Annotated in this window: 25 protein-coding genes; 15 read left to right on the top strand and 10 right to left on the bottom strand. The window is 38.5% G+C overall.

Annotated features, from left to right (window positions below; translation table 11 throughout):
* The first annotated feature begins 179 nt into the window (after positions 1-179).
* The 7 genes from B7E05_RS18855 (at position 180) to B7E05_RS18825 (ending at position 5,360) form a co-directional block, all read left to right on the top strand.
* On the top strand, positions 180-476 hold the full coding sequence (locus B7E05_RS18855; RefSeq protein ID WP_080875653.1) for a YfzA family protein: 297 nt from the start codon (positions 180-182) through the stop codon (positions 474-476).
* Between the two features lie 658 nt (positions 477-1,134).
* Positions 1,135-1,506 carry a GntR family transcriptional regulator gene (locus tag B7E05_RS18850; protein ID WP_080875652.1) on the top strand — a complete coding sequence of 124 codons (372 nt, stop codon included), beginning with the start codon at positions 1,135-1,137 and terminating at the stop codon, positions 1,504-1,506.
* A 5-nt stretch (positions 1,507-1,511) separates the two neighbouring features.
* Complete coding sequence (locus B7E05_RS18845) at positions 1,512-2,381, top strand: ABC transporter ATP-binding protein (protein WP_080875651.1); 870 nt, start codon at positions 1,512-1,514, stop codon at positions 2,379-2,381.
* Complete coding sequence (locus B7E05_RS18840) at positions 2,374-2,985, top strand: ABC-2 transporter permease (RefSeq protein ID WP_080875650.1); 612 nt, start codon at positions 2,374-2,376, stop codon at positions 2,983-2,985. The genes B7E05_RS18845 and B7E05_RS18840 overlap by 8 nt, the downstream gene beginning before the upstream one ends.
* A 182-nt stretch (positions 2,986-3,167) precedes the next feature.
* A complete protein-coding gene (locus B7E05_RS18835) occupies positions 3,168-4,037 on the top strand; it encodes an ABC transporter ATP-binding protein (protein WP_080875649.1) in 870 nt (289 codons plus the stop codon).
* Positions 4,030-4,641 carry an ABC-2 transporter permease gene (locus tag B7E05_RS18830; protein WP_080875648.1) on the top strand — a complete coding sequence of 204 codons (612 nt, stop codon included), beginning with the start codon at positions 4,030-4,032 and terminating at the stop codon, positions 4,639-4,641. Before B7E05_RS18835 ends, B7E05_RS18830 begins: the two co-directional genes overlap by 8 nt.
* Positions 4,642-4,682: 41 nt before the next feature.
* Positions 4,683-5,360 (top strand): GOLPH3/VPS74 family protein, encoded by a 678-nt coding sequence (locus B7E05_RS18825; protein ID WP_080875647.1) that lies wholly within the window; start codon positions 4,683-4,685, stop codon positions 5,358-5,360.
* A gap of 63 nt (positions 5,361-5,423) precedes the next feature.
* On the opposite strand, the gene B7E05_RS18820 is transcribed toward B7E05_RS18825, so the two are convergent.
* From B7E05_RS18820 to B7E05_RS18810, 3 genes are all read right to left on the bottom strand, one after another.
* Positions 5,424-6,089: a PepSY domain-containing protein gene (locus B7E05_RS18820; protein ID WP_080875646.1), complete on the bottom strand. Its 666-nt coding sequence runs from the start codon at positions 6,087-6,089 to the stop codon at positions 5,424-5,426.
* Positions 6,090-6,296: 207 nt separating this feature from the next.
* On the bottom strand, positions 6,297-7,193 hold the full coding sequence (locus B7E05_RS18815) for a permease prefix domain 1-containing protein (protein WP_245833170.1): 897 nt from the start codon (positions 7,191-7,193) through the stop codon (positions 6,297-6,299).
* A 1-nt stretch (position 7,194) separates the two neighbouring features.
* Positions 7,195-7,539 carry a PadR family transcriptional regulator gene (locus B7E05_RS18810; protein WP_425435100.1) on the bottom strand — a complete coding sequence of 115 codons (345 nt, stop codon included), beginning with the start codon at positions 7,537-7,539 and terminating at the stop codon, positions 7,195-7,197.
* 235 nt (positions 7,540-7,774) lie between these two features.
* Between B7E05_RS18810 and B7E05_RS18805 the strand changes: the two genes are divergently transcribed.
* Positions 7,775-8,812 (top strand): AbrB family transcriptional regulator, encoded by a 1,038-nt coding sequence (locus tag B7E05_RS18805; protein ID WP_080875643.1) that lies wholly within the window; start codon positions 7,775-7,777, stop codon positions 8,810-8,812.
* A 17-nt stretch (positions 8,813-8,829) separates the two neighbouring features.
* Complete coding sequence (locus B7E05_RS18800) at positions 8,830-9,681, top strand: DUF72 domain-containing protein (RefSeq protein WP_080875642.1); 852 nt, start codon at positions 8,830-8,832, stop codon at positions 9,679-9,681.
* A gap of 75 nt (positions 9,682-9,756) precedes the next feature.
* On the opposite strand, the gene B7E05_RS18795 is transcribed toward B7E05_RS18800, so the two are convergent.
* The 6 genes from B7E05_RS18795 to B7E05_RS18770 form a co-directional block, all read right to left on the bottom strand.
* Entirely contained in the window at positions 9,757-10,113 is a 357-nt protein-coding gene (locus tag B7E05_RS18795) for a DnaJ family domain-containing protein (protein ID WP_080875641.1), read from the bottom strand.
* Positions 10,114-10,189: 76 nt separating this feature from the next.
* Positions 10,190-10,555, bottom strand: a complete 366-nt coding sequence (locus tag B7E05_RS18790) for a YugN family protein (RefSeq protein WP_179134582.1) — start codon at positions 10,553-10,555, stop codon at positions 10,190-10,192.
* Positions 10,556-10,793: 238 nt separating this feature from the next.
* Positions 10,794-11,453, bottom strand: coding sequence for a DUF6320 domain-containing protein (locus B7E05_RS18785; protein ID WP_080875639.1), 660 nt, complete (start codon positions 11,451-11,453; stop codon positions 10,794-10,796).
* A 5-nt stretch (positions 11,454-11,458) separates the two neighbouring features.
* Positions 11,459-12,715 carry a phthiocerol/phthiodiolone dimycocerosyl transferase family protein gene (locus B7E05_RS18780; protein ID WP_080875638.1) on the bottom strand — a complete coding sequence of 419 codons (1,257 nt, stop codon included), beginning with the start codon at positions 12,713-12,715 and terminating at the stop codon, positions 11,459-11,461.
* 225 nt (positions 12,716-12,940) lie between these two features.
* Positions 12,941-13,714, bottom strand: a complete 774-nt coding sequence (locus tag B7E05_RS18775; RefSeq protein WP_143833258.1) for a 2-keto-4-pentenoate hydratase — start codon at positions 13,712-13,714, stop codon at positions 12,941-12,943.
* Positions 13,715-13,743: 29 nt separating this feature from the next.
* The gene (locus tag B7E05_RS18770) at positions 13,744-14,907 is read right to left on the bottom strand and encodes a pyridoxal phosphate-dependent aminotransferase (RefSeq protein WP_179134633.1); all 1,164 of its coding nucleotides are present in this window, start codon (positions 14,905-14,907) and stop codon (positions 13,744-13,746) included.
* 361 nt (positions 14,908-15,268) lie between these two features.
* On the opposite strand from B7E05_RS18770, the gene brnQ reads away from it, so the two are divergent.
* Entirely contained in the window at positions 15,269-16,603 is a 1,335-nt protein-coding gene (brnQ, locus tag B7E05_RS18765) for a branched-chain amino acid transport system II carrier protein (RefSeq protein WP_080875635.1), read from the top strand.
* 36 nt (positions 16,604-16,639) lie between these two features.
* On the opposite strand, the gene B7E05_RS18760 is transcribed toward brnQ, so the two are convergent.
* Positions 16,640-16,942 (bottom strand): hypothetical protein, encoded by a 303-nt coding sequence (locus B7E05_RS18760; protein WP_080875634.1) that lies wholly within the window; start codon positions 16,940-16,942, stop codon positions 16,640-16,642.
* A gap of 369 nt (positions 16,943-17,311) precedes the next feature.
* Here B7E05_RS18760 and ilvD point away from each other — a divergent pair, with 369 nt between their 5' ends.
* From ilvD to B7E05_RS18735, 5 genes are all read left to right on the top strand, one after another.
* A complete protein-coding gene (ilvD, locus tag B7E05_RS18755; RefSeq protein WP_281252486.1) occupies positions 17,312-18,991 on the top strand; it encodes a dihydroxy-acid dehydratase in 1,680 nt (559 codons plus the stop codon).
* Positions 18,992-19,170: 179 nt separating this feature from the next.
* Positions 19,171-19,425: a hypothetical protein gene (locus B7E05_RS18750; RefSeq protein ID WP_245833167.1), complete on the top strand. Its 255-nt coding sequence runs from the start codon at positions 19,171-19,173 to the stop codon at positions 19,423-19,425.
* Between the two features lie 109 nt (positions 19,426-19,534).
* Positions 19,535-20,071, top strand: a complete 537-nt coding sequence (locus tag B7E05_RS18745; RefSeq protein ID WP_080875633.1) for a DUF6944 family repetitive protein — start codon at positions 19,535-19,537, stop codon at positions 20,069-20,071.
* 380 nt (positions 20,072-20,451) lie between these two features.
* Entirely contained in the window at positions 20,452-21,381 is a 930-nt protein-coding gene (locus tag B7E05_RS18740; RefSeq protein ID WP_143833257.1) for a prenyltransferase, read from the top strand.
* A 222-nt stretch (positions 21,382-21,603) separates the two neighbouring features.
* Positions 21,604-22,809 (top strand): MFS transporter, encoded by a 1,206-nt coding sequence (locus B7E05_RS18735; protein ID WP_080875631.1) that lies wholly within the window; start codon positions 21,604-21,606, stop codon positions 22,807-22,809.
* The last annotated feature ends 89 nt before the right edge of the window (positions 22,810-22,898 follow it).

The raw sequence follows: 22,898 nt of genomic DNA, 5'->3' as shown, positions 1-22,898 counted from the left end.
AAGAAATTATTGAAATAATCTGCTTTTAAAAAATGTATTTAAACGTAATAGATGATAAATAAGAAAATGAGTGACCAGGTGAATTCCTGGTTTTTTATGGTTGAAAAAAGAAAGAAAAGATGATTTAATATGTATATTGTTTATATAGTATATGTACAATTTTGTGTTAGGGGTGAAACATGAAACAATCTTCTAAAAATCGTGCATGGAAAGGCTGGTTAAGTACGGCAACAGGGTTGATTGGTATACAAATCCTGCTTGTTATTTTTGACAGGATAGGCTGGAGTCCGAATCTACGTGATGATAATTCCCTGTTGATGCGAATGAGGGATAGTGTCATGGAGTCAACATGGTTCAATGACTTTTTCCACTTTCACACATCTGATATTTTTAATTTTATTACTCTTCTTAGCGTGGTTATTATTGTGTTGCAAACGATTTTTTTGCTACTTTCCAATGTTTTCAAAAGAGACTGATCCATCAGTTATTCTTAACCTGACTATTTACCGAAATGGAGGAGGAAGCGGATGAAAGCGTGGTTCATTCAGGTTGGATTTTTTATAATTCTCAATTTAATATTGATAATTATGGATGCTACACCTTTTGTTACAGAATTTGAACTCGGTAAATTTTGAAATGAAATGCTGCAGAAAGAGATTTTTACGAAATGGTTTCATTTTTACGAAACATCATTTTTTAATGTAGTTTTACTGTTTGCAACCATTCATATAATATTATTTCCTTTTTACCAAGTTATCTTTAAAGTTCGAAAGGATAAATAAGTATCTGTTTGGGATTTTTTATAAGAAAATTGGCTGGTATGGTGAATAAGATGTATATGAATCTAATTCAAACCAATCATGAAGAATGGATAAAACCAGATGGTCAATGAATGATGAATGTCTAAAACAATGAAAATGATATCGAATATAGCATTTGGAAGACTTTTCATCGCTTTCATTCTGTTTTATTTCCTCTTTATAACTTTAATAATTCTAATTATAGTATGCAGACGATAATTCCTTTTTTCCTTCTCCATTCGACCCGATATTTTCATTGTAGCTTGACGAAATTATCAAATCCTTTTTATACTGTGTATAATGTAGATATACAATCAGAAAAAGAGGTATGGACATGCAAATTATCATATCAAACAGCTCCAAGGAGCCGATCTATGAGCAGATTTTAAAGCAAATTCAAACAGCAATCCTGTCAGGCGATTTGGCGGAAGGGGATGCATTGCCCTCCATCAGACAGCTGGCGAAAGATTTGAAAATAAGTGTGATTACAACAAAACGAGCCTATGAAGAACTGGAAAATGCGGGATTTATTTACTCAATCGTAGGAAAAGGATCGTTTGTAGCGGAACAAAATTTAGATGTGATCCGGGAGAAAAAATTACGAGTGATTGAAGAACAGTTGAGTGCAGTGATTACCAATAGTAAAGAAATTGGCTTGCCTTATGAAGAACTGCAGGAATTATTAAAGCTGTTGTATGAGGAGTGATGGGAATGGAAAATGTAATCGAACTTCACGGTGTAAACAAAGCATTGAAAGCATTCACAATACATAATATGAATTTACAAATAAAGCAGGGCTTTGTAACTGGATTTATTGGTTCTAATGGCGCCGGGAAGTCAACGACGATGAAGCTCATTATGAATCTGCTGCAGCCGGATAATGGAGAAGTAAGTGTATTTGGTCTGGATTATGCCAGGCATGAAAAGGAAATCAAGAATCGTATCGGCTTTGTTTATGACAGCAATATATTCTATGAATCACTGAATTTAAAGGATATCAGCAAGATTGTTGCGCCGGCATATACCCATTGGGATCAAAAGCAGTTTCATTCGTATGTGAAGCAGTTTGAATTACCCTTGAATAAGCCGATGAAGAAATTTTCTAAAGGGATGCAGATGAAAGCATCGATTGCGATGGCTCTTTCGCATGATGCGGAGCTAATTATCATGGACGAGCCGACAGCCGGGCTGGATCCGACATCTCGCCGCGAGCTTTTAGATATTTTCCAGGATGTCATGGTAGATGGAAAGCGTACTATTCTTTTCTCGACACATATCACAAGTGACCTGGACCGGATTGCCGATTATATTGTGTTGATTGATGAAGGGGAGATTCGCTTTGATAAGCCTGTCTACGAACTGCAGGAGCAGTATGCCATTGTGAAGGGAAGCACGGAATTGCTTGATGCGGATACAGAGGGGTTTTTTATAAACATAGAACGTTCGCCTAACGGCTTTCAGGCGTTGACAAAGGATGCGGCGAAAGTGGAAGAAGTATTTGGCGACCACGTTGTGATTGAAAAAGCATCTTTAGAAGAAATCATGTTCTATATGAAAGGAGCAGATAAACGATATGATTAATTTAATCCGGAGAGATTTGATTATACAGAAATTTCAGTTGTATTTATTTTTACCTTGCATTCTTGTCTTTATTTTTGCGGGTTCACACATGTCAGCTTTTGTTATCTTTATATTTGCAGGATTTTTCATTCCGATAAATGCCTATTCGTATGATGAAAAAGTAGAAACCAATATTTTACTGAATTCGTTGCCTTATTCCCGTACACAAATTGTTGCTTCCAGGTATATTGGCGCCATTTTCTATATGGCGGCATGTATTGGAAGCACAACAGCACTTTTTCATGTATTTAACCGTCCTTTTACATGGGCTGATGCAGCAATTGGAGCTGGTATTACACTTATTTTGTTCGCTCTTGCTTTTCCATTGTTCTATTTATTGAAGCCCGGACATATTGGAACAGCAGTGGTGATAGGAATCGTTTTATTAGCTATATTAAGCGGGCCGGCAACCAGATTTATTGGAGAGTATGTTACACCGGTTGCAGATTTCTTCGCTAACACATCGACTGTTACCCTTTATGGAAGCGGTTTGGGGATCATTGCTGTGTTATATGCAGCTTCTTGGTTATGCAGTCACGTTATTTATCAACGGAAAGCTTTTTAAAAATTAAATGAGAGTAGACGCTAATTAGAGATCTCAAGCTTGAAGCTGAGGTCTTTTTTTGTGTGAAAAACATTTTTACGTTGCAAAGATAAGAAAAGCATGTTTTAATAATGTGTATAGTGTTAATATAGTATATATACAATAAACGAAATAAATACAAAATCAAGAAAGGAGTAATACGTGTGGAAAATATTGTTGAATTTAAGAATGTAACCAAACAATTTAAAGATTTTTCCTTGGAAAATATCCATTTACAAATAAAACAAGGACATGTAACAGGGTTTGTCGGGGCAAATGGAGCAGGGAAATCAACCACGATGAAGCTGATGATGAATCTTCTGCGGCCAGATAATGGAGAAGTAAAGGTCTTTGGAATGAATTATTCGGGTAACGAGAAAGCGATTAAAGAGCGTATGGGCTTTGTTTATGACAGCAATGTGTTTTATGAAAGCTTGAATTTAAAAGATATCAAGCGCATTGTTGCGCCGGCTTATAAAAATTGGGATGATCAGACATTCTATCACTATATCAAGTTATTTGAACTGCCTTTAAATAAAGCCATTAAAACATTTTCGAAAGGAATGCAGATGAAAGCTTCTTTGGCAATAGCGTTATCTCATGATGCAGAATTTATTATGATGGATGAGCCGACTGCAGGGTTAGATCCGGTTTTCCGGAGAGAGTTGCTGGATATCCTGCAGCATATGATGGATGACGGAAGACGTACTCTATTCTTTTCGACGCATATTACCAGTGATTTAGAACGGATTGCGGATGATATCGCATTTATTCAGAATGGGAAACTGCTTTTTAATGATTCGTTGGAAGATGTTCAGAAACGGTATGCTTTGGTCAAAGGAAGTATTGATTTGCTGAATCGGGAAACAGAAGATATCTTTATCAAGGTGGAGCGTTCTGCTTATGGTTTTCAAGCTCTAACCGATGATGCAAGAGAGGCTAAAGCGTTACTTGGTGATCGTGTCGAGATTGAAGAAGCTACATTGGAAGATATTATGTATTATGCGAAAGGAGAAGGGCACCAGTATGTTTAATTTAATAAAAAAAGATATTATTATCCAAAAAACGCAGCTTCTCCTATTTGTTCCGCTGATTATTTTCCTTGTTTTCTTTGCTTATAACCTTAGTCCAATTCTTATTTTTCTGCTAGCCAGTACGTTTATACCGGCAAATGCCTATGTTTATGATTCTCTGACTGAATCAAACATGCTTCTTAATTCTTTACCATATACACGTAAGGAGATTGTTGCTTCCAGATATATTGGTGCTGTTGTCTATATGGTTATATCGATTGCGCTGGCGGGAGTAGTGCTATATCTGACTGATTTTGGCTTTGGAATCGAGGATATGGCTATAGCAGCGGGATTATTCTTTACTTTTGCAGCTTTTGCCTTTCCTTTATTTTATATTTTAAAACCTGCTTATATCGGGATAGCAATCTTTATTGGAATGATTGTGTTAGCAATAGGTTTTCAACCCGCTTCCCGTTTCCTAGCAAAGCATCTTACAACAATAACAGATTTTATTGCAAGCTTATCAACAACAACGCTTTATCTGAGCAGTGCAGCTATAGCGCTTGGTTTATACCTCATATCCTGGTTAGCCAGCCAATGGATTTATCAACGTAAAGTATTTTGAATATAAAGGAATAATGTGTATGAAAGAGAGGGAGAAGAAACATGCTTTTACTAGCAGAACAGCTTTTCTTATTATCGATTGATCCAAAAACAAACAAAGCTTATGGACGTGCTTCCTCCGCATTGCCCTATAGTTTAAGCGGTGCTTTGCTGGCAGAACTAATGCTGGAAGGGCAGGTGGAGATGCATCGTTCTAAAATAGAAATCGCTTATACAGAAGCAAAAGTGGAAGACCCGCTCTTAAGAGAAACACTAGAGATGATACAACAAAAAAGTAAAAAAACGCCAAAATATTGGGTTTCTGCATTGAAACGTTCGCACAAAAATATCGCACGTAAAATCGCGAATAAGTTAGATCGAGCTGGAGCAGGTAACATGGAAGAGAATCGGATTTTAGGCATTTTTCCATCTTATACCTACAAGTTTAAGCAGACGGATTTTATCAAAATGATGAAAGAAAGCTTTCAGGAAGTTTTAGAAAAAAGGGATAAGCAGAAGCCTTTAGAAAAAGAAGAAGAGCGGGTAGTTGTCCTTATGTCATTAGTCCATGTCAGCAGCTTGCTCCGTATCGTATTTCCAGATCGGAAAGAAGCAAAGCGGGCAGAAAAACAAATCAAGCAGCTGAGTAAAAATCTGCCTGTTTCCAAATCTGTGAAAGCAACAATTGATTCGATGAATGCAGCTATTTTTGCAGCATCTTCCACTGCTTCTAGGAATTAAGGGAACTGGCTGATATGTAAAAAGCAGGTCTAAGCTTCGAGCTTAGCCTGCTTTCATTAAATTTTAATCATCCACTTCCACATGCAGTTGTTCTCCAGACTCCGCATCAATATAAACATCCACTTCCTGGGATCCCCTATCTTCAAAATTAATTTCGTATACCGGGCTGCCATTTTCAAATTCTAAAGACCAGCTTCTTGCAGTGATGCCTTCTGCTTCGGAAGCTTCTGAAGCTGTAGATAAGGCTTCTTCTGCAGTGATATAATCATCCAGCATTAATTCCTCATAACGGTCATCTGCATCCTGCTGTTCCTGCTCCTCCGCTATGATTTCGCCGGACGGATTGATTTCAGCGGAATATTCCATGGAATCATCGAAACCGTCAATATCGTAGACAAGCTCTCCTCTTTCTTCATCTAATTGAATAGAGGAAACACGTGTATCCGGGAACTTTTCCTGAAAGGCGCTGATCGCATCTTCTACACTTAAAGATACGTTAGTAAGGTCAACAGCATCATTTTCTGATGCACCATTATTATCATCATTGGTGTTGACATCATCCGTATTTTCATCGTCTGTATTCGTATCTTCATTATTATCGTTTGCATTTTCGCTTGTATCTGAATCGTTTGTTGCGTTATTTTCTGTATTGCTGTCATCGCTTGTCCCGCAAGCTGCTAAAGTGATGGAAAGAAGCAGTGTCAGGCAAAGAAGAAATCTTTTTTTCATGATGAGTCATCCTTTCCAATCTCTATGAAAGAGAGTTATTTAACCTCATAATACCCAATTAAAAAAGAATCAAACCAAAAAATAGGTATTTCTATTTTCTTGAATATGTCTATACACTAATTTGTACGAAGACAAATGTTTTATGCATAGAAAAACACCCATTTCTTTTAAAAGAGATGGGTGCGAGAGTAGATAGAAGTATACATATTATTTTGTTGCTGAATTGCGTTTATGCTTGGATATCATACGGTACTCAATTAAAAGCTCTCCGACAATGGCGAATAAGAAAACAGGAAGGGCGTAAAAGATATTCGTCAGAATCCAGATAATAAGAAAAATTCCCAGTGTTCCAATCCATAACGCTCCCGACAGCATTCCGCGTTTTGTTATTTCTTCTGTATCCTTATAATATCCTGCGTAAGCTTCGTGATAGCGTTCATGCTCTTGCATTAACCATGGCTTGAATCGCTTCTTCTCGGTAAGAATTAAAAAGGCGATAATCAATACACCAGGTAATACAAAAGGAATCAACATACCCAGAATAGCGGCGGGGTCGCTACTTTCCATAAAGTATTGTGAACTGGAGATGGATATTCCAAATAAGATGACGCCAACAGCAAGAGCGTAAATAAGTGCCCGTTTCCAATTCATCGGATATTTCGCTGTTGTTTCTGTTGTTAATCCTAAATAAGTTAAGGCAGCTCCAGCAGGTACAACAAATGGAAGAAAGGAGGAAATAGCAATGAATAAATGATTTCCTGTTGAAAAATAAGTGATCATGGCTGTAATAATGCCAAACAATAGCACTCCAACAGAAAGTGTATATCCAATCGCATAGCCTGCAGACAGCTTTGGTTTCGTATCAATATACATTTTCCCAATAATTTCTTTTCGCTTCTCTCTACTTAAATCATCAGCGATAGCTGTAATGTCGCCTAATTCTGAAACGGCCTCTGCAAATGCCTCATCAGATGATTTTCCTTCCTTTTCTAAATCCTGCACCCGGTCTTTTAAATTCATGACGATCTCTTCTTTAAAATCTTCAAGCTCTGGTGTGGTTTCGTATCCTTGAAACAAATCATCAACATAGTGTTTAATCATCATGTTAATCGTCCTCCTTCTTTAATAATCGATTTAAAATACGCTGCGTAAATTCCCAATCGGCAATATTCTGTTTATATTGGGTGCGTCCTCTATCTGTAATCCGGTAATACTTTCTCCGGCCACCCTGGCTTTCATCTCCCCAATAGGCGACAATGCATGCATCCTTTTCCAATCGTTTATAGCTGGAATAAAGGGTGGCTTCTTTTAATTGATATAAGCCATCTGTCCGATCCAAGATTGTTTTATAAATTTGGTATCCATAAGCATCGTTTTCTATTAGAATGCCCAACACAATCGTATCTGTATGTCCGCGTAATAAATCTGCTGAAATTCTTCCTTCCAACAAAATCCCTCCTAGCTTTACAACGAATTATCTTCATTTATTAATATATATTAGGTTTAGTACTATGACAGTCCAAGTAATTGTTAATACAAACATATTACTATGACAGTCATGGTATGTCAATAAAATATTCTATTATAATGACGTATATGCCAATTTTTTTACTTCCAAATCCGAAATAATAGATTTTCGTATTTGGAAGAACACGTTATAATAGGGAAAGAAGGAAGGGAATTATATGATATTTTTATTCCTGAGAACGTTCGCAATAGGCCTCTTGGGAGCTGTTGTCTTTTCGATCTTTGGCCTGCCGCTTCCCTGGCTGCTTGGCCCGATGATTGTGACATTATTGTTTCATTTAAAAGCATCCTGGAAAATGGTATGGGATTCAACTTTTCGTAATATCGGATTGGTTATTGCTGGGTACACAATTGGTTATGCTTTTACATTAGAAGCGCTGCAGGATATGGTAAACTATTTTCCAATGATGATTATCATTAACATTATCTTTTTTGTTTTATTTTTAGGCATCAGTTTTTTGGTTTCAAAATGGGCAAAGCTGGATATTGGGACAGCAATGGCTTGTTGTGCTCCGGGAGGATTACAACAGGTAGTTGTTTTTGCGGAAGAGCAAAAAACGTTGAATATAACCGTAGTAACTTTTTACCAAGTCATGCGATTGCTGGCGATTATTACATTGGTTCCGTTTATTGTTTCCAGTAATAATGGCGGTGCAGCATCTGATAATACAGGAGAAAGTTATTCACTGATTTTATTCGGTTTATTGATTCTATGCTACATAGTGGGAATGGCCTGCAAGTTAATCAAAGTACCTACTGCCTATTTATTAGGACCTGTTTTCTTTATTATGATTTGTAATCTATTATCGATTCAGGTACCGGTGATGCCGGAAAATTTACTACATATTGCTCAACTTTTTATTGGGATTTATGTAGGCTTATTATTGGAGCGGGATAAGCTGAAGAAAATGAAGTCACATATTGCGTATGCTATCGGCTCATGTGTCATTTTAATTAGTGTGGCTTTTTTTATTAGTGAATGGATGGCGCATCAATTTATGGATTTTGCGACCAGCTTTTTAAGTGTTGTGCCGGGCGGTGTGGATCAAATGGGAATTATCGCAGCTTCGATTCAGGCAGAAGTAACGGTAGTGACCTCTTTCCAGTTGTTCCGGATTATATTTTTATCCGTTATTATCATACCGTTTGTTAAATATATGGTCGGGCGCGACCAGAAAAAAGTCAGGGAGCAGTAGTAAAAGAGGTGTTCAGAGTGATTCAAATTGGTTTAACAGGATGGGGAGACCACGATTCTATATATGCAGATGATACAAAAGCACATGAAAAATTACAAGAATACAGCAGTCATTTTCCAGTGGTAGAATTAGACGCCTCCTTCTATGCGGTGCAGCCTATTCGTAATATGGAAAAATGGGCAAAGGAGACACCGGAGAATTTTCAATTTATCGTGAAAGCCTATCAGGGAATGACAGGGCATGATCGGGAGGGAAAGGAAGACCCTTTTAAAACGAAAGCAGAAATGTTCCAGGCTTTCAGAGAATCGATTGAGCCGCTTCAGAGAGCTGGGAAGCTAGGAGCTGTTTTGTTTCAATTTCCACCGTGGTTTGATTGCAGGAAAGAAAATGTACAGTATATCCGTTATTGTAGGCAGCAAATGAAGGATATTCCAGTTGCGTTGGAATTTAGGCAGCGGTCATGGTACGAAGAAAGATTTCAGCAGCAAACTTTGGATTTTATGAAGCAGGAGGGCTGGATTCATACCATTGCTGATGAACCGCAGGCTGGTGAAAAATCAGTGCCATTTGTACCTGTTGTAACCACAAAAGATAAAGCTCTTATCCGATTGCATGGAAGAAATGTTCATGGATGGAATTATTCAGGTAATGCCAATTGGCGAAAAGTCCGTTATTTATATGAATATAATGAGCAGGAATTAACTGCAATGGCTGAAGAAGTGAAAAAACTGGAAAAGCAGTGTAAAGAAGTTATTATTCTATTTAATAATAATTCGGGTGGACATGCGGCTGGTAATGCGAAACAGCTGCAGCAAATGTTAGGCATTGAATTTGATGGATTGGCCTCGCAACAGCTGGGCTTGTTCTAATGAGATTGTTTTAAGAAGATAAAAAGATAATTAAAATAAAAAAGGGATTAACGCATCATAGGTTAGTCCCTTTTTTCATTGAAATAACTTGTGCCGGATCTTTTTTGCGTATTTATGAAAAATACTGCTTTTATCCAGTTTACGTTCTTTGGTTAATGTGTGAAAAGCTTCTTGTTTTTCAGATTGATCCGCTTGCTTTTCGCCGTCTGTTGCAATTTTCATTAAATCCCTGTGCGATATATACTGTTTTTGATTTTCCTGCTCCTCTGATAGATAGCCTGCCCGTTTTAAGATACGGAAAGATTGTTTCACTTCTTCAGGCAATCCTGCAAATTCATCACGCAAATCTAATTGTTCTCCTTTGCCAGGCAAATGATCGAATTCGCCATCATCCACTGCTTTTTTAATTTGCTCTTCTACAAAGTGATACATAATAGTCCTCCCTAAAGCCATTTCATTCCTAAAGCCATTTCATTTTTAGTATGATGGACGTGAGGAAAAAGTTCAACTAAAGATTATTATCGATATGATTGATGATTTGCTGTACAGCTTGTTCTCCTTTGTGTTTCCAGTAATGGAATTCCTCTTCATGGAGGAGGTTTTGAAATAAATTGGAGCCCTGGCAAGCAGTGGATTGAGTGATCTTTGGGTTTCCAAATTCAATATGAGCAGATGGTTGATCCTGTTCTTCTTGCAATAGTTGAAAAGGGAGAGATAAGTACAGTTTTTCTTTTGCCTGACTGGAAAGAACCCCATTAAAAAAGGCATGTTGTTTACTCTCTCTGTCTATATGAAAGCCCAGTTCCTCTAAATGAATCTGTAATTTTCTCAAAATACCTCTTTTTCCAGGCATATTGGTATCTAACGCAATCATTTTTAGCTTCTCCTTTATGATTCTTTTAGAAGCAGTTTTGCCGTAAATGGAGCGAAACATACAGGAAGATAGAAGAAGACCGGGCAGAAATAAATATTTTTTAAGATACAACATCAAGAATCAAAGTCCTTAAATAGAAGAGAGGAAATCAGAAAAAAGAAGCAGAACCTGTATTAGAGGAAGCAGGGGAAGGATATGAAGCGCATGTTGGTAAGAAAAGGGACAGCATGCGCTTTTATTAAAAATGAAATCGCCGTACAATTTCGTTCTTCATTGTTTTCTCTGAAAATAATACCATTCCAATTAATGTTAACAGTGCATATAAAGCGGTGGTTGCACTCGGCCATAATACTGTGGACCAGGAACTTAAGAATAGAATAACGGGAAGAAAGCCGAGAATGACCATGGCTGACATATATCCAATATATTCCCGCCATTTCATTGGTTTTCGCAATACAATAATCGTTACAAGCACGGTGGCAAGCGTAACGAGAAAGGGAATGACATAATGTATGGACCATTTCGAACTTCCGGATGCTGCGTCTAGAATAAATAGCATCACAGAGAGTGCGATAACTTGAAGAACAACCTTGGAACCGATATGAGCTCTGGAAAGAATGGTATGATTTACTGTTAATAAACCATACAATACAGGGCCTAGCACATATAAAAACCATAACCTTTCCGGGTTAGCCAGCAAATTAATAAGTAAACTTATACTGACAGCAGAGATAGCAATAAATAAGACAAGCCTTTGAGCGAAACGGCGTCGTTGGATTTTAGTTTCATAAATAGGATAATATGCATTATCACCAGCTTTATGAGAAAGCTTATGCTTACATAATGGACAGTATTGCTGTCTGGTATAGGTTTTGCAATTTGTGCAATAATGTTGCATTGTTTTCACCTGCTGTCATTGGAGTATACTTCTATCTCCAAATTGTATATCTTTGAAAGTTCTCTGAAAAAAGTACGAATAATATCCGCTTCTTTGATCATTCTCGCAAATGAAATCACAAGTTCATCACCAACAGCTATCATCGCTCCATTCATGGGGCTTTTCTTTGTCGGATATAAAACGAGTTCCATATGAGAAATGTGTGACTTCATAGAATCAGGAAGCTGTACCTTCCCCAGATTTGTCAATGTCATTGTTTTGGTACGTTCACTGAAACTTCTATATCCATAACGGATTGCATGGTATTTTAATGGAAGCGGGATAAATCTTGCTGCCAGTCTTGTCTGCCATTTTACCCGATCATTAATCGTTTGCTGCAAGCTTTCTTTCCGTATTTTTTCCCGTAATTGTTTGGATATTTCTGAGATAATTTCTTCTAAAGTTGTTTGCTCTGTTACAGCCATGCCAATATTGACGACACCAAAAAAATTACGAAGTGTATTGGAAGGGAAGAGATTTCTTAAGTTAACAGGGATAGCAATTTTTATTTCTTCTTGGTAAGCCCGAAATTTAAGTCTTTCCCTATAGATTGCTGCAATAAGCAGTGCAGAAATAAAAGCAGTAATGGTGGTTCCGTGTGCCTTAGCAAGCTGGTGTACCTTTTCCGCACTCATTTTCCCGTGGACAACTACTGTCTGGTCTATTGCTCCGCCGCGAATTTGATAGGAAGATACTTCTTTGAATTTTTCCGGTTTTTCATCTGTTCCATAGTTTTGATAACTGTCGTCTCGCTCGAAATAGCTGGGCTCATCCTGGATATTAATCAGTTTACTCTGATAATTTACATCTTCACCCAAGTGAATGAGATAATGATAAACCAGTGCGTTAACAAATTCGAAAGCACCTGTACCATCAGTAACAGAATGAAAGAATTCAACAGCAATCCTTTTTTTATAATACATCACACGTATTAAGAATCCATTTGTCTCTATAGGATCCATAGGTGCACACGGATATTGATTTTCGTACTGGACAAAAAGTTTCTCCTTATTTTCCACAAGAAAATCCCAAAACACCCCCTTGCTGAGCTTTACTGCAAACATTGGAAGGCGTGTAATGACATCATCAAGTGCAAGTTGCAGCTTATCAGGCTGTATGGTTTCCTTCATGACCGCAGCAAGCCGGAAGACCGAAGAATTTGTCGGTTTGGATACAGCATGAAACATTTTCCCTGCATTATCAAGTTTGTACCATTCAGTCATCTTTTGAACCTCTCTTGCGAATATTTTCCGCGTGTATATTATTTTTACTCAAGTAAAACGACTTTTTTATAAGCTATATTTTTAACTTTAACAGATGGTGTCCTTTTTTTACACTATGAAAAGATTAATTTTGTAAAATAACTTGCAAGTATCTTATTCCTATTTATAGGGGTGTCATGAAAAAGAGGAATCAATACGATATTACTTCCTCTTTTTCATGTCTCTTTAAACCAATGTTATCCTCACACTGCCAATATCTTTGTAGCTGGCGAGGTATTTTCCTGCTTCTGCTTTAAACGGTGGAATAAACGTTCCTGAAGATACTACCATGCCTTTTTGCAATGATTGCTTATGCTCAGCTAATTTCTTTATAAGCCATGTAACAGCATAAACAGGGTTACCTAATACGGCATCAGAGCGGCCGGTATGGGTTGTGTTTCCGTTGAATTGTAAATCCAGTTCAATTGCACTTAGTTTCTCTAATTCAGGGCAAGGTACAGGGTCACCAACAACAATTCTGCCTGTTGCGGTATTGTCAGATAGTAAATCGATTAGTGAAAAATGAGGGAACCAGTCGATATACCTTGCATCTGGAATTTCAATGCCCGGAGCAACGGATGTTTTTTCGATAATTTCCTGTGCATCTGCGTCTTCAGATATGTCTTCATGAATAAAAAACATCAGTTCCGGCTCTATTAAGGGGGAGAATAAGTGTGACAAAGCATATTCAGAATCTCCCTGCAATACTTGCGATGTAAGAATGGTGCCATAGGCAGGTTCATTCGTATCGGCAATTGCTTGTGTCTCCGCACTGGTCATACTGATTTTATAGCCGGCAATTGCATCCCCTTCCTGAATACGTTTCTTAATAAAAGCATGCTGCACATGATAGGCTTCTTCTTCAGTGATAGAATAGGTATCACGGATAAAGGGCACAGGCTGCCTAGTGCGGTAAGCCGTTTCAATATGTGTAAAAATGTCAGAAATAACGCTCATCATTCATATCTCCTTTTCGCTTTCGTTTCTTTCTAAAATAGTTGAAGTTTTTCAATTCGGCGTATGGCTTCACGAATGCGTTCATTTTCAACGAGTAATCCGACCCGGATAAACCCTTCCCCAGCCTTACCGAATCCGTTTCCGGCTGCGACGGCTACATCCGCTTGCTCTAATAGATAATCAGCAAATGCTTCGCTCGTAAAATTTGTTGGAACTGGGAGCCAGGCAAAGAAAGATCCTTTTGGGGCAGTTACATCCCAGCCGATACGTCTGCATTCTTCTATTAATGTGTTTCGACGCTGTTCATAGAGCGCCACAAGAGAGGCTACAGAATGTTGGTCGCCTGATAGAGCTTCTGCAGCAGCTTTTTGAATTGCCGGGAAAAGACTGACAAATAAGTGATCTTGCAGAATTTGAATGGCTTCAATCATATCTTTATTTCCAGCAGCAAAACCGACACGCCAGCCTGCCATATTATAGGTTTTGGACAAGGTGTACAATTCGACACCGACATTTTTTGCACCTTCTGTTTGCAGGAAGCTTACTGGTTTATACCCATCAAAACCAATGGCCCCATAAGCGAAATCATGTACAACGGCAATATCATGTTCTTCCGCTAATGCAACTGTCTCCTCAAAAAAAGCGTTGCTTGCAACTGCTCCGGTCGGGTTATTCGGATAATTCAAATATAACAGCTTAGCAAGTCTCTTTTGCTCATCTGATAATGCGGCATAGTCCGGTAAAAAATGATTTTCTTCTAATAAAGCAAAGGTATCATACGTCACATCTGCTAATGGCACGCCGGATAAGTAATCTGGATAGCCAGGGTCGGGCAACAGCATTAATTCCCCTTTATCCATGACCGCCAAAGGGAGTTCTACCAATCCGATTTTACTCCCAAATAGCACAGCAATTTCGGAATCAGGATCTAAATCAACATGATATTCCCGTTTATAAAATTTGGCGGCTGCTTGTTTGAGTTCATCCGTACCGCGGAAAGGAGAATATTTATGGGTAACAGGATCTTCTGCACTTTCCTGCAGGGCACGGATAATATGCGGTGGCGTGGGCTGATCGGGATTGCCTTGTCCTAAGTTAATAATATCCCTTCCTTCTTTGACAGCAGCAGCTACTTTACTGGCCAGAGATGCAAAGAATTGGGAAGGAAGCTGTTCTACACGACGAGATAATTTCATCATTTATCAACCTCTTTATCCAATTTTGTGAAATTTGTATTTCTTTCAATGGTATAAGCTTGAAAAGAGAATGTCCATAAAAATACAAAGAAGCTTTATTGAGAAGGGCGGTGTTTACAGCCGTACGATCTACAAAACAAAGACTGAGAACTGAGCGTCAAGTCGCACTATCTCTGCACCTTGCATCCAGTTCACACTACGATAATCTAAAATCGCATTGAATCGCTTTTGCAGATTGCATCATTTCTCATTCTTTCCATTGCATTTTATTTTTGAAAGTAGTAAGATAGCTTTTGTGTCAAATTACGTCAAATAATTAGATAATTCCAAGAATTTTTGGTTTGGAGATAGGAGGAATAAAATGAATACCAAACTGCGACCAGGTAATTACTTAGCAATTGCATTTATGTTATTTGCGTTATTTTTTGGAGCAGGAAATTTGATTTTTCCCGCTCAATTGGGGCAATTATCAGGAGATAATATTATTCCAGCTACGGTTGGCTTTTTAATAACCGGAGTAGGACTGCCTTTTCTCGGCATTATGGCAATGGGCTTTTCTGGAAAAAATAATCTTCAGGAGCTTGCAAGCCGTGTTCACCCTGTTTATGGACTTTTATTTACAGCGCTTCTTTATTTAACAATTGGACCATTTTTTGCGGCTCCAAGAACAGGAACGGTTGCTTATGAAGTCGGAATTGGGCCTTACGTAAGTGAAGGTTCACAATCTACGGTTCTATTGATTTTTACAGGCGCATTTTTCTTGATTGCGTTACTTTTTTCATTGTTCCCGTCAAAAATCGCCGATAATCTCGGGAAATTTTTGGCGCCTGTTCTCGTTGTGTTACTGCTTATTTTATTAGCAGTCGCACTTTTTAATCCGATGGGGTCGATCCAATCTCCGGATGCAACATATCAATCATCCGCCTTCTTTAATGGATTTTTAGAGGGGTATAATACGATGGATGCTTTAGCTGCGCTGGTATTTGGAATCATTATTATTAATGTGATAAAAAGTTTTGGTATCACAAATAATAATCAAATTTTGTCCGCTGTTACGAAGATTGGCTTAACGTCAACCGCTTTACTTGTGATTATCTATGTAGGTATCTCTTACTTAGGTGCAACGAGCGTGACAGAATTAGGTGTATTTGATAATGGTGGTCCTGTATTAAGCGGCGCCGCAGCACATTATTTCGGTACATTCGGGTCTATCTTACTGGCAGCAATTATTATTTTAGCTTGTTTGACTACAGCTATAGGATTAATTACCGCAAATGCGGAATATTTCCATTCCTTAATTCCTGCGATTGCTTATAAGCCGTGGGTGTTTTTCTTCGCTATTTTAACATTCGTTGTAGCTAACTTTGGTTTGGAAAATATTATTACATTTTCTACGCCAGTGCTGATGTTCTTGTATCCGCTGGCGATGGTATTAGTGTTATTAACATTTGTATCACCGTTTTTTGATCATTCACGTATCGTATATATTCCAACAATCGCCGTTACGTTCATTTTCGGTATCATCGATGGTCTGGTAGCACTCTTTGAGTCGCTGCAGGCCGATTTACCGGGATGGTTAAATACAGTCTTGGAAGCACTGGATGTCCTGCCGTATTACGCAGAAGGCTTGGGCTGGCTGTTACCGGCAGTTGTTGTGGCAGTTATTATGATTATTGTGACGAAAGTAAAAAAATAAGATGAAACAAAACCTGACTGTCAGATGAAAAATCTTTCAGTCAGGTTTTTTAAACTCTCCATTGCCTGCAATACCATAGAAAAACAGTTTCATTAATTCTTCTGTTAAAGGAACAAGCTGTTCGATAGCATCTTTTACCATGGTTCTGTCTGATTGACCTTTTATTTGTTGAGCTAATGCAACCGCATAGAATATCCTACTAGCGGAGGCGGACCGTTTTGACTCCTGAGGGATTAGCACCATCTGAAGATCCACTTTTGCCAAGTGCTCTTCTTGGCAAAAGTTAGCTGAAGAGCGTGCCCCTAGGAAAGCAAAACGGTCCGCCGTAGCGGTCGCCATACACTTTACCTTCTATTCTTTGCCAACAGACTGTATGAACCCTCGTTCCGATGGAAAGGAAGTTACTTTTTAAAGAGCGAAAGTTGAGTTATGATATAGAAAATATTTCCAAAGTATCTTAAGATTTTTTTCTTAATTTGTCATTTAGTATATAAATTTCTTAGCATAAGTAGTAAAATAACAAAATTAGAATGTTTTTGATACTGCAATCATTTGTAAAATTCCAATTCAAAATAGACTGAAAAATAAATCTGTTTTGTGGTTTTTAGATGAAGAACGTGTCGGATACATTCTAAAACAAGTGACGTAGAGTTTTGTTCCTCTGCTTGCTGCATTTTTAGTGAAAATCTTAGAAAGAAGGTATGGAAATTGACAGAACTACGCAGCGATATGATTAAAAAAGGTGTGGATCGTGCACCGCATCGAAGCCTGCTGCATGCTGCAGGAGTAAAAACAAGAGATTTGGGAAAACCATTTATACTGGTGGTCAACTCGTATATAGACATTGTTCCTGGACATATTCATTTACAAGAATTTGGAAAAATTGTAAAAGAAGCAATTCGTGAAGCGGGTGGCATTCCATTCGAGATGAACACCATTGGTGTGGATGATGGGATTGCAATGGGACATATTGGAATGCGATATTCCTTGCCGAGCCGGGAGCTAATTGCTGATTCAGTAGAAACTGTGGCGAATGCGCACTGGTTTGACGGCATGGTTTGTATTCCCAATTGTGATAAAATTACGCCAGGAATGCTAATGGGAGCGCTGCGGGTGAATATTCCATCTATCTTTGTCAGTGGTGGTCCGATGAAGGCTGGTACAGATAGTGCGGGTAACCCGCTTTCTCTGACCTCTGTTTTTGAAGGAGTAGGAGCTTATCAATCCGGCCAAATTGATGATGCCAGATTGCTAGAGTTAGAACAAAATGCCTGTCCGACATGCGGATCATGTTCCGGGATGTTTACTGCAAACTCAATGAACTGTCTGGCAGAAGGAATTGGATTGGCGCTTCCGGGAAATGGGACCATTCTTGCTGTGGCAGAAGAACGGAAAGAATTTGTGAAACGTTCTGCGAGACAATTAGTAGAATTAATCAAGAAAGATATTAAACCGCGTGATATTGTAACTGAAGAAGCAATTGATAATGCTTTTGCATTGGATATGGCAATGGGCGGATCCACGAATACGGTATTACATACATTAGCTTTAGCACATGAAGCTGGAGTAGATTATCCGCTGGAACGTATTAATGAAGTAGCAAACCGGGTACCGCATTTGGCAAAAGTTGCCCCAGCATCCAATTATCATATTGAAGATGTGGACAGAGCAGGCGGAATCAGTGCGATTATTCATGAATTATTGAAAAAACCGGGTGCATTTCATGGAGACAATCTCAGTGTATCTGCGAAAACGATTCGGGAAAATGTTCAGGATGCGGAAATCTTGGATGAAGATGTGATTCATACGCTGGATAATCCACATTCCGATCGGGGCGGACTTGCTGTGTTATTTGGGAATCTTGCTCCTAATGGTTCTATTGTCAAAGTAGGTGCCATTGATCCGGAAGTCGGCGGCTATTTTAAAGGGCCAGCTATCTGCTTTGACTCACAGGAAGAAGCATTAGAGGGAATTGAATCTGGTAAAGTCGAAGAAGGGCATGTTGTTGTGATTCGTTATGAAGGTCCTAAAGGTGGACCGGGCATGCCGGAGATGCTTGCCCCGACTTCCCAGATTGTAGGACGAGGATTAGGTGCAAAAGTTGGTTTAATTACGGACGGACGTTTCTCGGGGGCATCCAGAGGAATTTCTATTGGTCATATCTCACCAGAGGCTGCGGAAGGCGGTCCCATTGCGTTTGTAGAAGATGGGGACGTGGTTGAATTAGATCTTGAGAATCGTGAAATGAATCTGCTGGTTTCTGAAGAAGCATTTGAAAAACGCAAAGCAAATTGGAAAGGTTTTGAGCCAAAAGTGAAAAAAGGATGGCTTGGCCGTTATTCGAAATTGGTTACTTCTGCGAATACTGGCGGAGTAATGGAAATATAAGAGAAGCAAAAGGGAATGAGAAACGAAGATCGTACATGCGATATTATATTCATTAAAAAGCTGCGTCACAGTTTATTGTTGTGACGCAGCTTTTTCATTGTATATCGTATTAACGATAAACGTCTAACTGGAATAGTATAAATAACCGAATACGATTTGAATCGAGAGGTTGAGGTTATATGGAAGACAAAAAGAATAAGCATTCTATGCATTCAGAACAAGAAGACATTCAAATTTCTTACAGTTTAATATTAGCTTTGGTTGGCGGGCTGCTGGCTACTTTGGGGGATGCTATAAGCACTTATGCTGCGGGGTTAGCGATTGATGAATTTTTACAGGAAACCGAAGAGCAAAATGATAAAGACAGGCAGCTGGAAGAAAGGCTTGCGTCCATAGAAAGGAAATTAGATGCTTTTCAGGACAAAATGGAATAACCGAATGGCGGAGTACAATTGTATACCTTGGGCAGTTAATGTTTATTGTTCCAAATCATGTTCGTCAGAATAGATTATTATTAAATCATCTCAAGGCAGGCAGTTTCATATGAATCATAATCTGAAAGCTTTATTTGGCTCATGGGATGCAGCGATAGGCACCTTTCTCTCTGCTATAGCCAGTACTCCTTCCTTTAAACAAAATGAAGTGCTGCAAATGAATTTGGACTTATTAGGAAATGTCATGCAAGCTACAGGCAGTGCTTTAGCAGCTGATAGTGAAAAAAATCTTACTTTAAATAAAATCGGGAACCAAGTACAAGCAATTGGAAACGCTACCGTGATTAGCGGGATAGCTATCCCATTTAATGAAGAAACAAAAAGAAAAGTAACAATCCAGGGAAATTTATTTCAAGCTGTTGGAAGCAGTATGGCTCTTCCTGATTTATTGGATACAAATGAGATATCTATGGATACACTATATGATATTTACGGGGCGTTCCTTCAAGCAATTGGAAATGCTTTGCAAGGTTTATCAGGTATTATCGAGCTGCAAGGAAAACGAGGAGAAAATATGGACTTTGCCGGCAGTTGGATACAAACTATTGGTGTTTTTATTCAGGCGCTGGTACAAAATAAACATTAAAATATCCACTATGAAATGCCTTTTTCTCTCTTGTGCCATGAATTTGCATCTCTGTAATAGATTCTTTTCTCCATTCCATTATGTCAACACATGATACTGTAAAGATATTCGTAATGAAAAGGGTTAGATATCTATTTTTTTAATTGTTATAGTGGGGAGAAGGAGTATAAAGAATGATTGGATACGCATGTAACGATGGGATAGTAAAAGTGGAACATATGGAAGCTAAGAAAATGTGTATCTGAAAGAGGAAGCTTAAAAAAGGTTATTTGAGGTGTTTAGTAGCTGTATTGTCAATAGTCTTGTATAAATCATGGGAAAAAGTAGTATGTTAATATAAAGAAGTGAATGAAAATCGAATGCATAGAAGGATGATGACAATGATTCCCGCACAACCAGCTATCACCCGAAAAAGTATCGGAATGTTATTACGTCTTATTGCTGTTGTATTTTCCAGTGTAGCAACCATTCTATCAACCATATTGCCGCTTTTATTTTATACAGATTTGTCAGCAGGCGCTGTAATGGGTGTTGCTTCTGTACTATTAATCGGCGCTGTGTGTATTCACGGCATGTTGACGCATACCTTAAATGATATTGCCGATTATCAATCCGGCACCGATCAATATAGTCCAGGCATTCTATCCGGAGGAAGCAGAGTACTACAGACAGGTACCATGTCTGTAGGGATGCTGAAGCAATTAGGGATTTGGATGACAGCTTTTCTGCTGGCGATGGCTGTACTGTTTGCTTTCCTTGGACTTACAGAATTTGCAGTATTGACCTTTATTGGTATTTGGGGCGCCGTATCTTATTCATTAAGGCCATTTCAATTTGCTTATTATCCGTTTGTAGGAGAATGGCTCAGTTTATTTCCAACGATGCTGATGTTGGGAATTGCTGCTCCTTGGATTTTACTTGGACAAGTTCCTGTTTGGGCATGGCAGAACGGGCTTATTAATGCCATCTGGTGTATGGCTTGGGTAATGGTTCATCATATTCCAGATCGGCATGCTGATCGAAAAGCAGTCCCTTTTAAGCAAACCTCCGTTGTCTGGGCAGAGAACATTTTCGGAGCAAGAGGTGCAAAATTACCTGCGATGCTTTACTTTATTATCGTTGGTTTGTTCCTGCTTTGGACAGCTTTAACACGTCCAGTTGGAGCCATTGGTGCTGCCATTCTCCTCGTTTATGCGATCTATCTTATGATTAAAATGGATATTGATGATATAGAGAAAGTAACAAATGATGAGAAAAAGCTGCTATTATCTGCTTTTGCCACTGCTATATGGCTTGGACTGTTTATTTAAAGGAAAGAATAGATCAATCGCTGTTTCACAGTGAAACGAAACAAGTTGTTCTTAAATGGATTTTTTATAAAGATTTCTTTTTAGGTTCATATCGAATTGCTTCATGAACACGATATGGGTAAGGCGCTCCTTCTATATGAAAATATTCAATAATAATTTTATTGAAAATAGGATGAATGTTTCCGTTTTCCTAGTATAATGACATATAAGGAGTGTTTTGGAATGGAAAAGAGGAAATATCATAAAACAGATTTTTATTTTTGGAAAATTACTTTATGCTTAGCAGCGGCTTCTTTTTTTATATTTGCAAGTCTGTATGTGGTTCAACCATTATCGCCGGTTTTTGCCAGAGATTTTAACGTGTCTGTGTCAGAAGCTACTTTGCCTTTATCCATGAACGTTTTTGGATTAATTCTTGGATTAATTATCCTTGGATTTTATTCGGACCGGATTGGCAGGGTTCCGCTTATCAAGTATTCCTTGCTTGTTTCCGTTATTCTGTTTTTTTTCATTGCAATGACAGATTCTTTTGCTTTTTTTATTTTGATGCGATTCATCCAAGGTTTTGCTATGGCTGGTTTGCCTGCAGCATCGCTTGCTTATATCAATGAAGAGATTGACCGTTCAAGTATAGGAATTGCAACAGCCTTATACATAGCTAGCAATGCTTTTGGAGGAATGGTAGGTAGGGTCGTGGCCAGTTATCTCATTGAAGACCTTGCTTGGCAGACGATATTTTATATTTTTGCAGGGGCAGGTGTGTTGATTGCGGCCGTCGTCATCATCTTTCTTCCCAAATCGCAATTCTTTGAATACAGTTATCTTCCATTTCGAAAAGACATCGAAGGAATGGTTTTTCATATCAAAAACCCGGTCATGCTTTTATTTTTCGGTATGGGAATTATTTTTCAAGTTTCGTTTACTTCTGTATGGACGTATTTGCCGTTTTATTTGGAAGGAGACCCATTCTTTCTTTCCCCTCAGGCGATTTCATATACTTTTCTAGCGTATGGATTTGGCGTTGTTGGTGCTCCAACTGCCGGATGGCTTGCCGGTTCGTTAGGGCTGAATAATGTTCGTATTGCTGGAATCATTACATTATCTGCAGGGATTTTCATGACAACCATTGTATCGCTGCCATGGATTATTGCCGGTTTATGTGTGATTTGTCTGGGATTTTTTACCGCTCATTCGTTAACGGCGACATTTGTAACAGAGCAGGCAACGCATCATAAGGGGAGTGCCTCCAGTTTGTATCTTGTGTCCTACTATATTGGTGTAGCGTTTGGCAGTACGGCAGTGGGGCCTATTTGGAATCAAGCGGGATGGCATGCGCTCGTATGGCTTGCGGGGATATTGCCGATAGGTTATTTGATTTTTGTTACACTTGTGCAAAAAGGAATAAGTAAAACAGCCTCCAGTAGTTAATGCACCTTCATTCGATAAATAGAAGAAATAAAGCAGCGCCATTGAAAGTAGAATATGCAGCATGAAAAAACCGGACAAAAATCGAATGT

This window comes from Oceanobacillus timonensis, from assembly GCF_900166635.1.
In the GTDB taxonomy this organism is placed as follows: domain Bacteria; phylum Bacillota; class Bacilli; order Bacillales; family Amphibacillaceae; genus Oceanobacillus; species Oceanobacillus timonensis.
The sequence above is the reverse complement of the archived record's forward strand: the minus strand, read 5'-3'. Positions and strand labels throughout refer to the sequence as shown.

Excerpts from the sequence above, each read along its gene's own strand:
- B7E05_RS18855 (WP_080875653.1), top strand. The coding sequence starts at position 180 with ATGAAACAATCTTCTAAAAATCGTGCATGGAAAGGCTGGTTAAGTACG.
- B7E05_RS18850 (WP_080875652.1), top strand. The coding sequence starts at position 1,135 with ATGCAAATTATCATATCAAACAGCTCCAAGGAGCCGATCTATGAGCAG.
- B7E05_RS18845 (WP_080875651.1), top strand. The coding sequence starts at position 1,512 with ATGGAAAATGTAATCGAACTTCACGGTGTAAACAAAGCATTGAAAGCA.
- B7E05_RS18840 (WP_080875650.1), top strand. The coding sequence starts at position 2,374 with ATGATTAATTTAATCCGGAGAGATTTGATTATACAGAAATTTCAGTTG.
- B7E05_RS18830 (WP_080875648.1), top strand. The coding sequence starts at position 4,030 with ATGTTTAATTTAATAAAAAAAGATATTATTATCCAAAAAACGCAGCTT.
- B7E05_RS18825 (WP_080875647.1), top strand. The coding sequence starts at position 4,683 with ATGCTTTTACTAGCAGAACAGCTTTTCTTATTATCGATTGATCCAAAA.
- B7E05_RS18820 (WP_080875646.1), bottom strand. The coding sequence starts at position 6,089 with ATGAAAAAAAGATTTCTTCTTTGCCTGACACTGCTTCTTTCCATCACT.
- B7E05_RS18815 (WP_245833170.1), bottom strand. The coding sequence starts at position 7,193 with ATGATGATTAAACACTATGTTGATGATTTGTTTCAAGGATACGAAACC.
- B7E05_RS18805 (WP_080875643.1), top strand. The coding sequence starts at position 7,775 with ATGATATTTTTATTCCTGAGAACGTTCGCAATAGGCCTCTTGGGAGCT.
- B7E05_RS18795 (WP_080875641.1), bottom strand. The coding sequence starts at position 10,113 with ATGTATCACTTTGTAGAAGAGCAAATTAAAAAAGCAGTGGATGATGGC.
- B7E05_RS18790 (WP_179134582.1), bottom strand. The coding sequence starts at position 10,555 with ATGATTGCGTTAGATACCAATATGCCTGGAAAAAGAGGTATTTTGAGA.
- B7E05_RS18785 (WP_080875639.1), bottom strand. The coding sequence starts at position 11,453 with ATGCAACATTATTGCACAAATTGCAAAACCTATACCAGACAGCAATAC.
- B7E05_RS18780 (WP_080875638.1), bottom strand. The coding sequence starts at position 12,715 with ATGACTGAATGGTACAAACTTGATAATGCAGGGAAAATGTTTCATGCT.
- B7E05_RS18775 (WP_143833258.1), bottom strand. The coding sequence starts at position 13,714 with ATGATGAGCGTTATTTCTGACATTTTTACACATATTGAAACGGCTTAC.
- B7E05_RS18770 (WP_179134633.1), bottom strand. The coding sequence starts at position 14,907 with ATGAAATTATCTCGTCGTGTAGAACAGCTTCCTTCCCAATTCTTTGCA.
- brnQ (WP_080875635.1), top strand. The coding sequence starts at position 15,269 with ATGAATACCAAACTGCGACCAGGTAATTACTTAGCAATTGCATTTATG.
- B7E05_RS18760 (WP_080875634.1), bottom strand. The coding sequence starts at position 16,942 with ATGGCGACCGCTACGGCGGACCGTTTTGCTTTCCTAGGGGCACGCTCT.
- B7E05_RS18750 (WP_245833167.1), top strand. The coding sequence starts at position 19,171 with ATGGAAGACAAAAAGAATAAGCATTCTATGCATTCAGAACAAGAAGAC.
- B7E05_RS18745 (WP_080875633.1), top strand. The coding sequence starts at position 19,535 with ATGAATCATAATCTGAAAGCTTTATTTGGCTCATGGGATGCAGCGATA.
- B7E05_RS18740 (WP_143833257.1), top strand. The coding sequence starts at position 20,452 with ATGATTCCCGCACAACCAGCTATCACCCGAAAAAGTATCGGAATGTTA.
- B7E05_RS18735 (WP_080875631.1), top strand. The coding sequence starts at position 21,604 with ATGGAAAAGAGGAAATATCATAAAACAGATTTTTATTTTTGGAAAATT.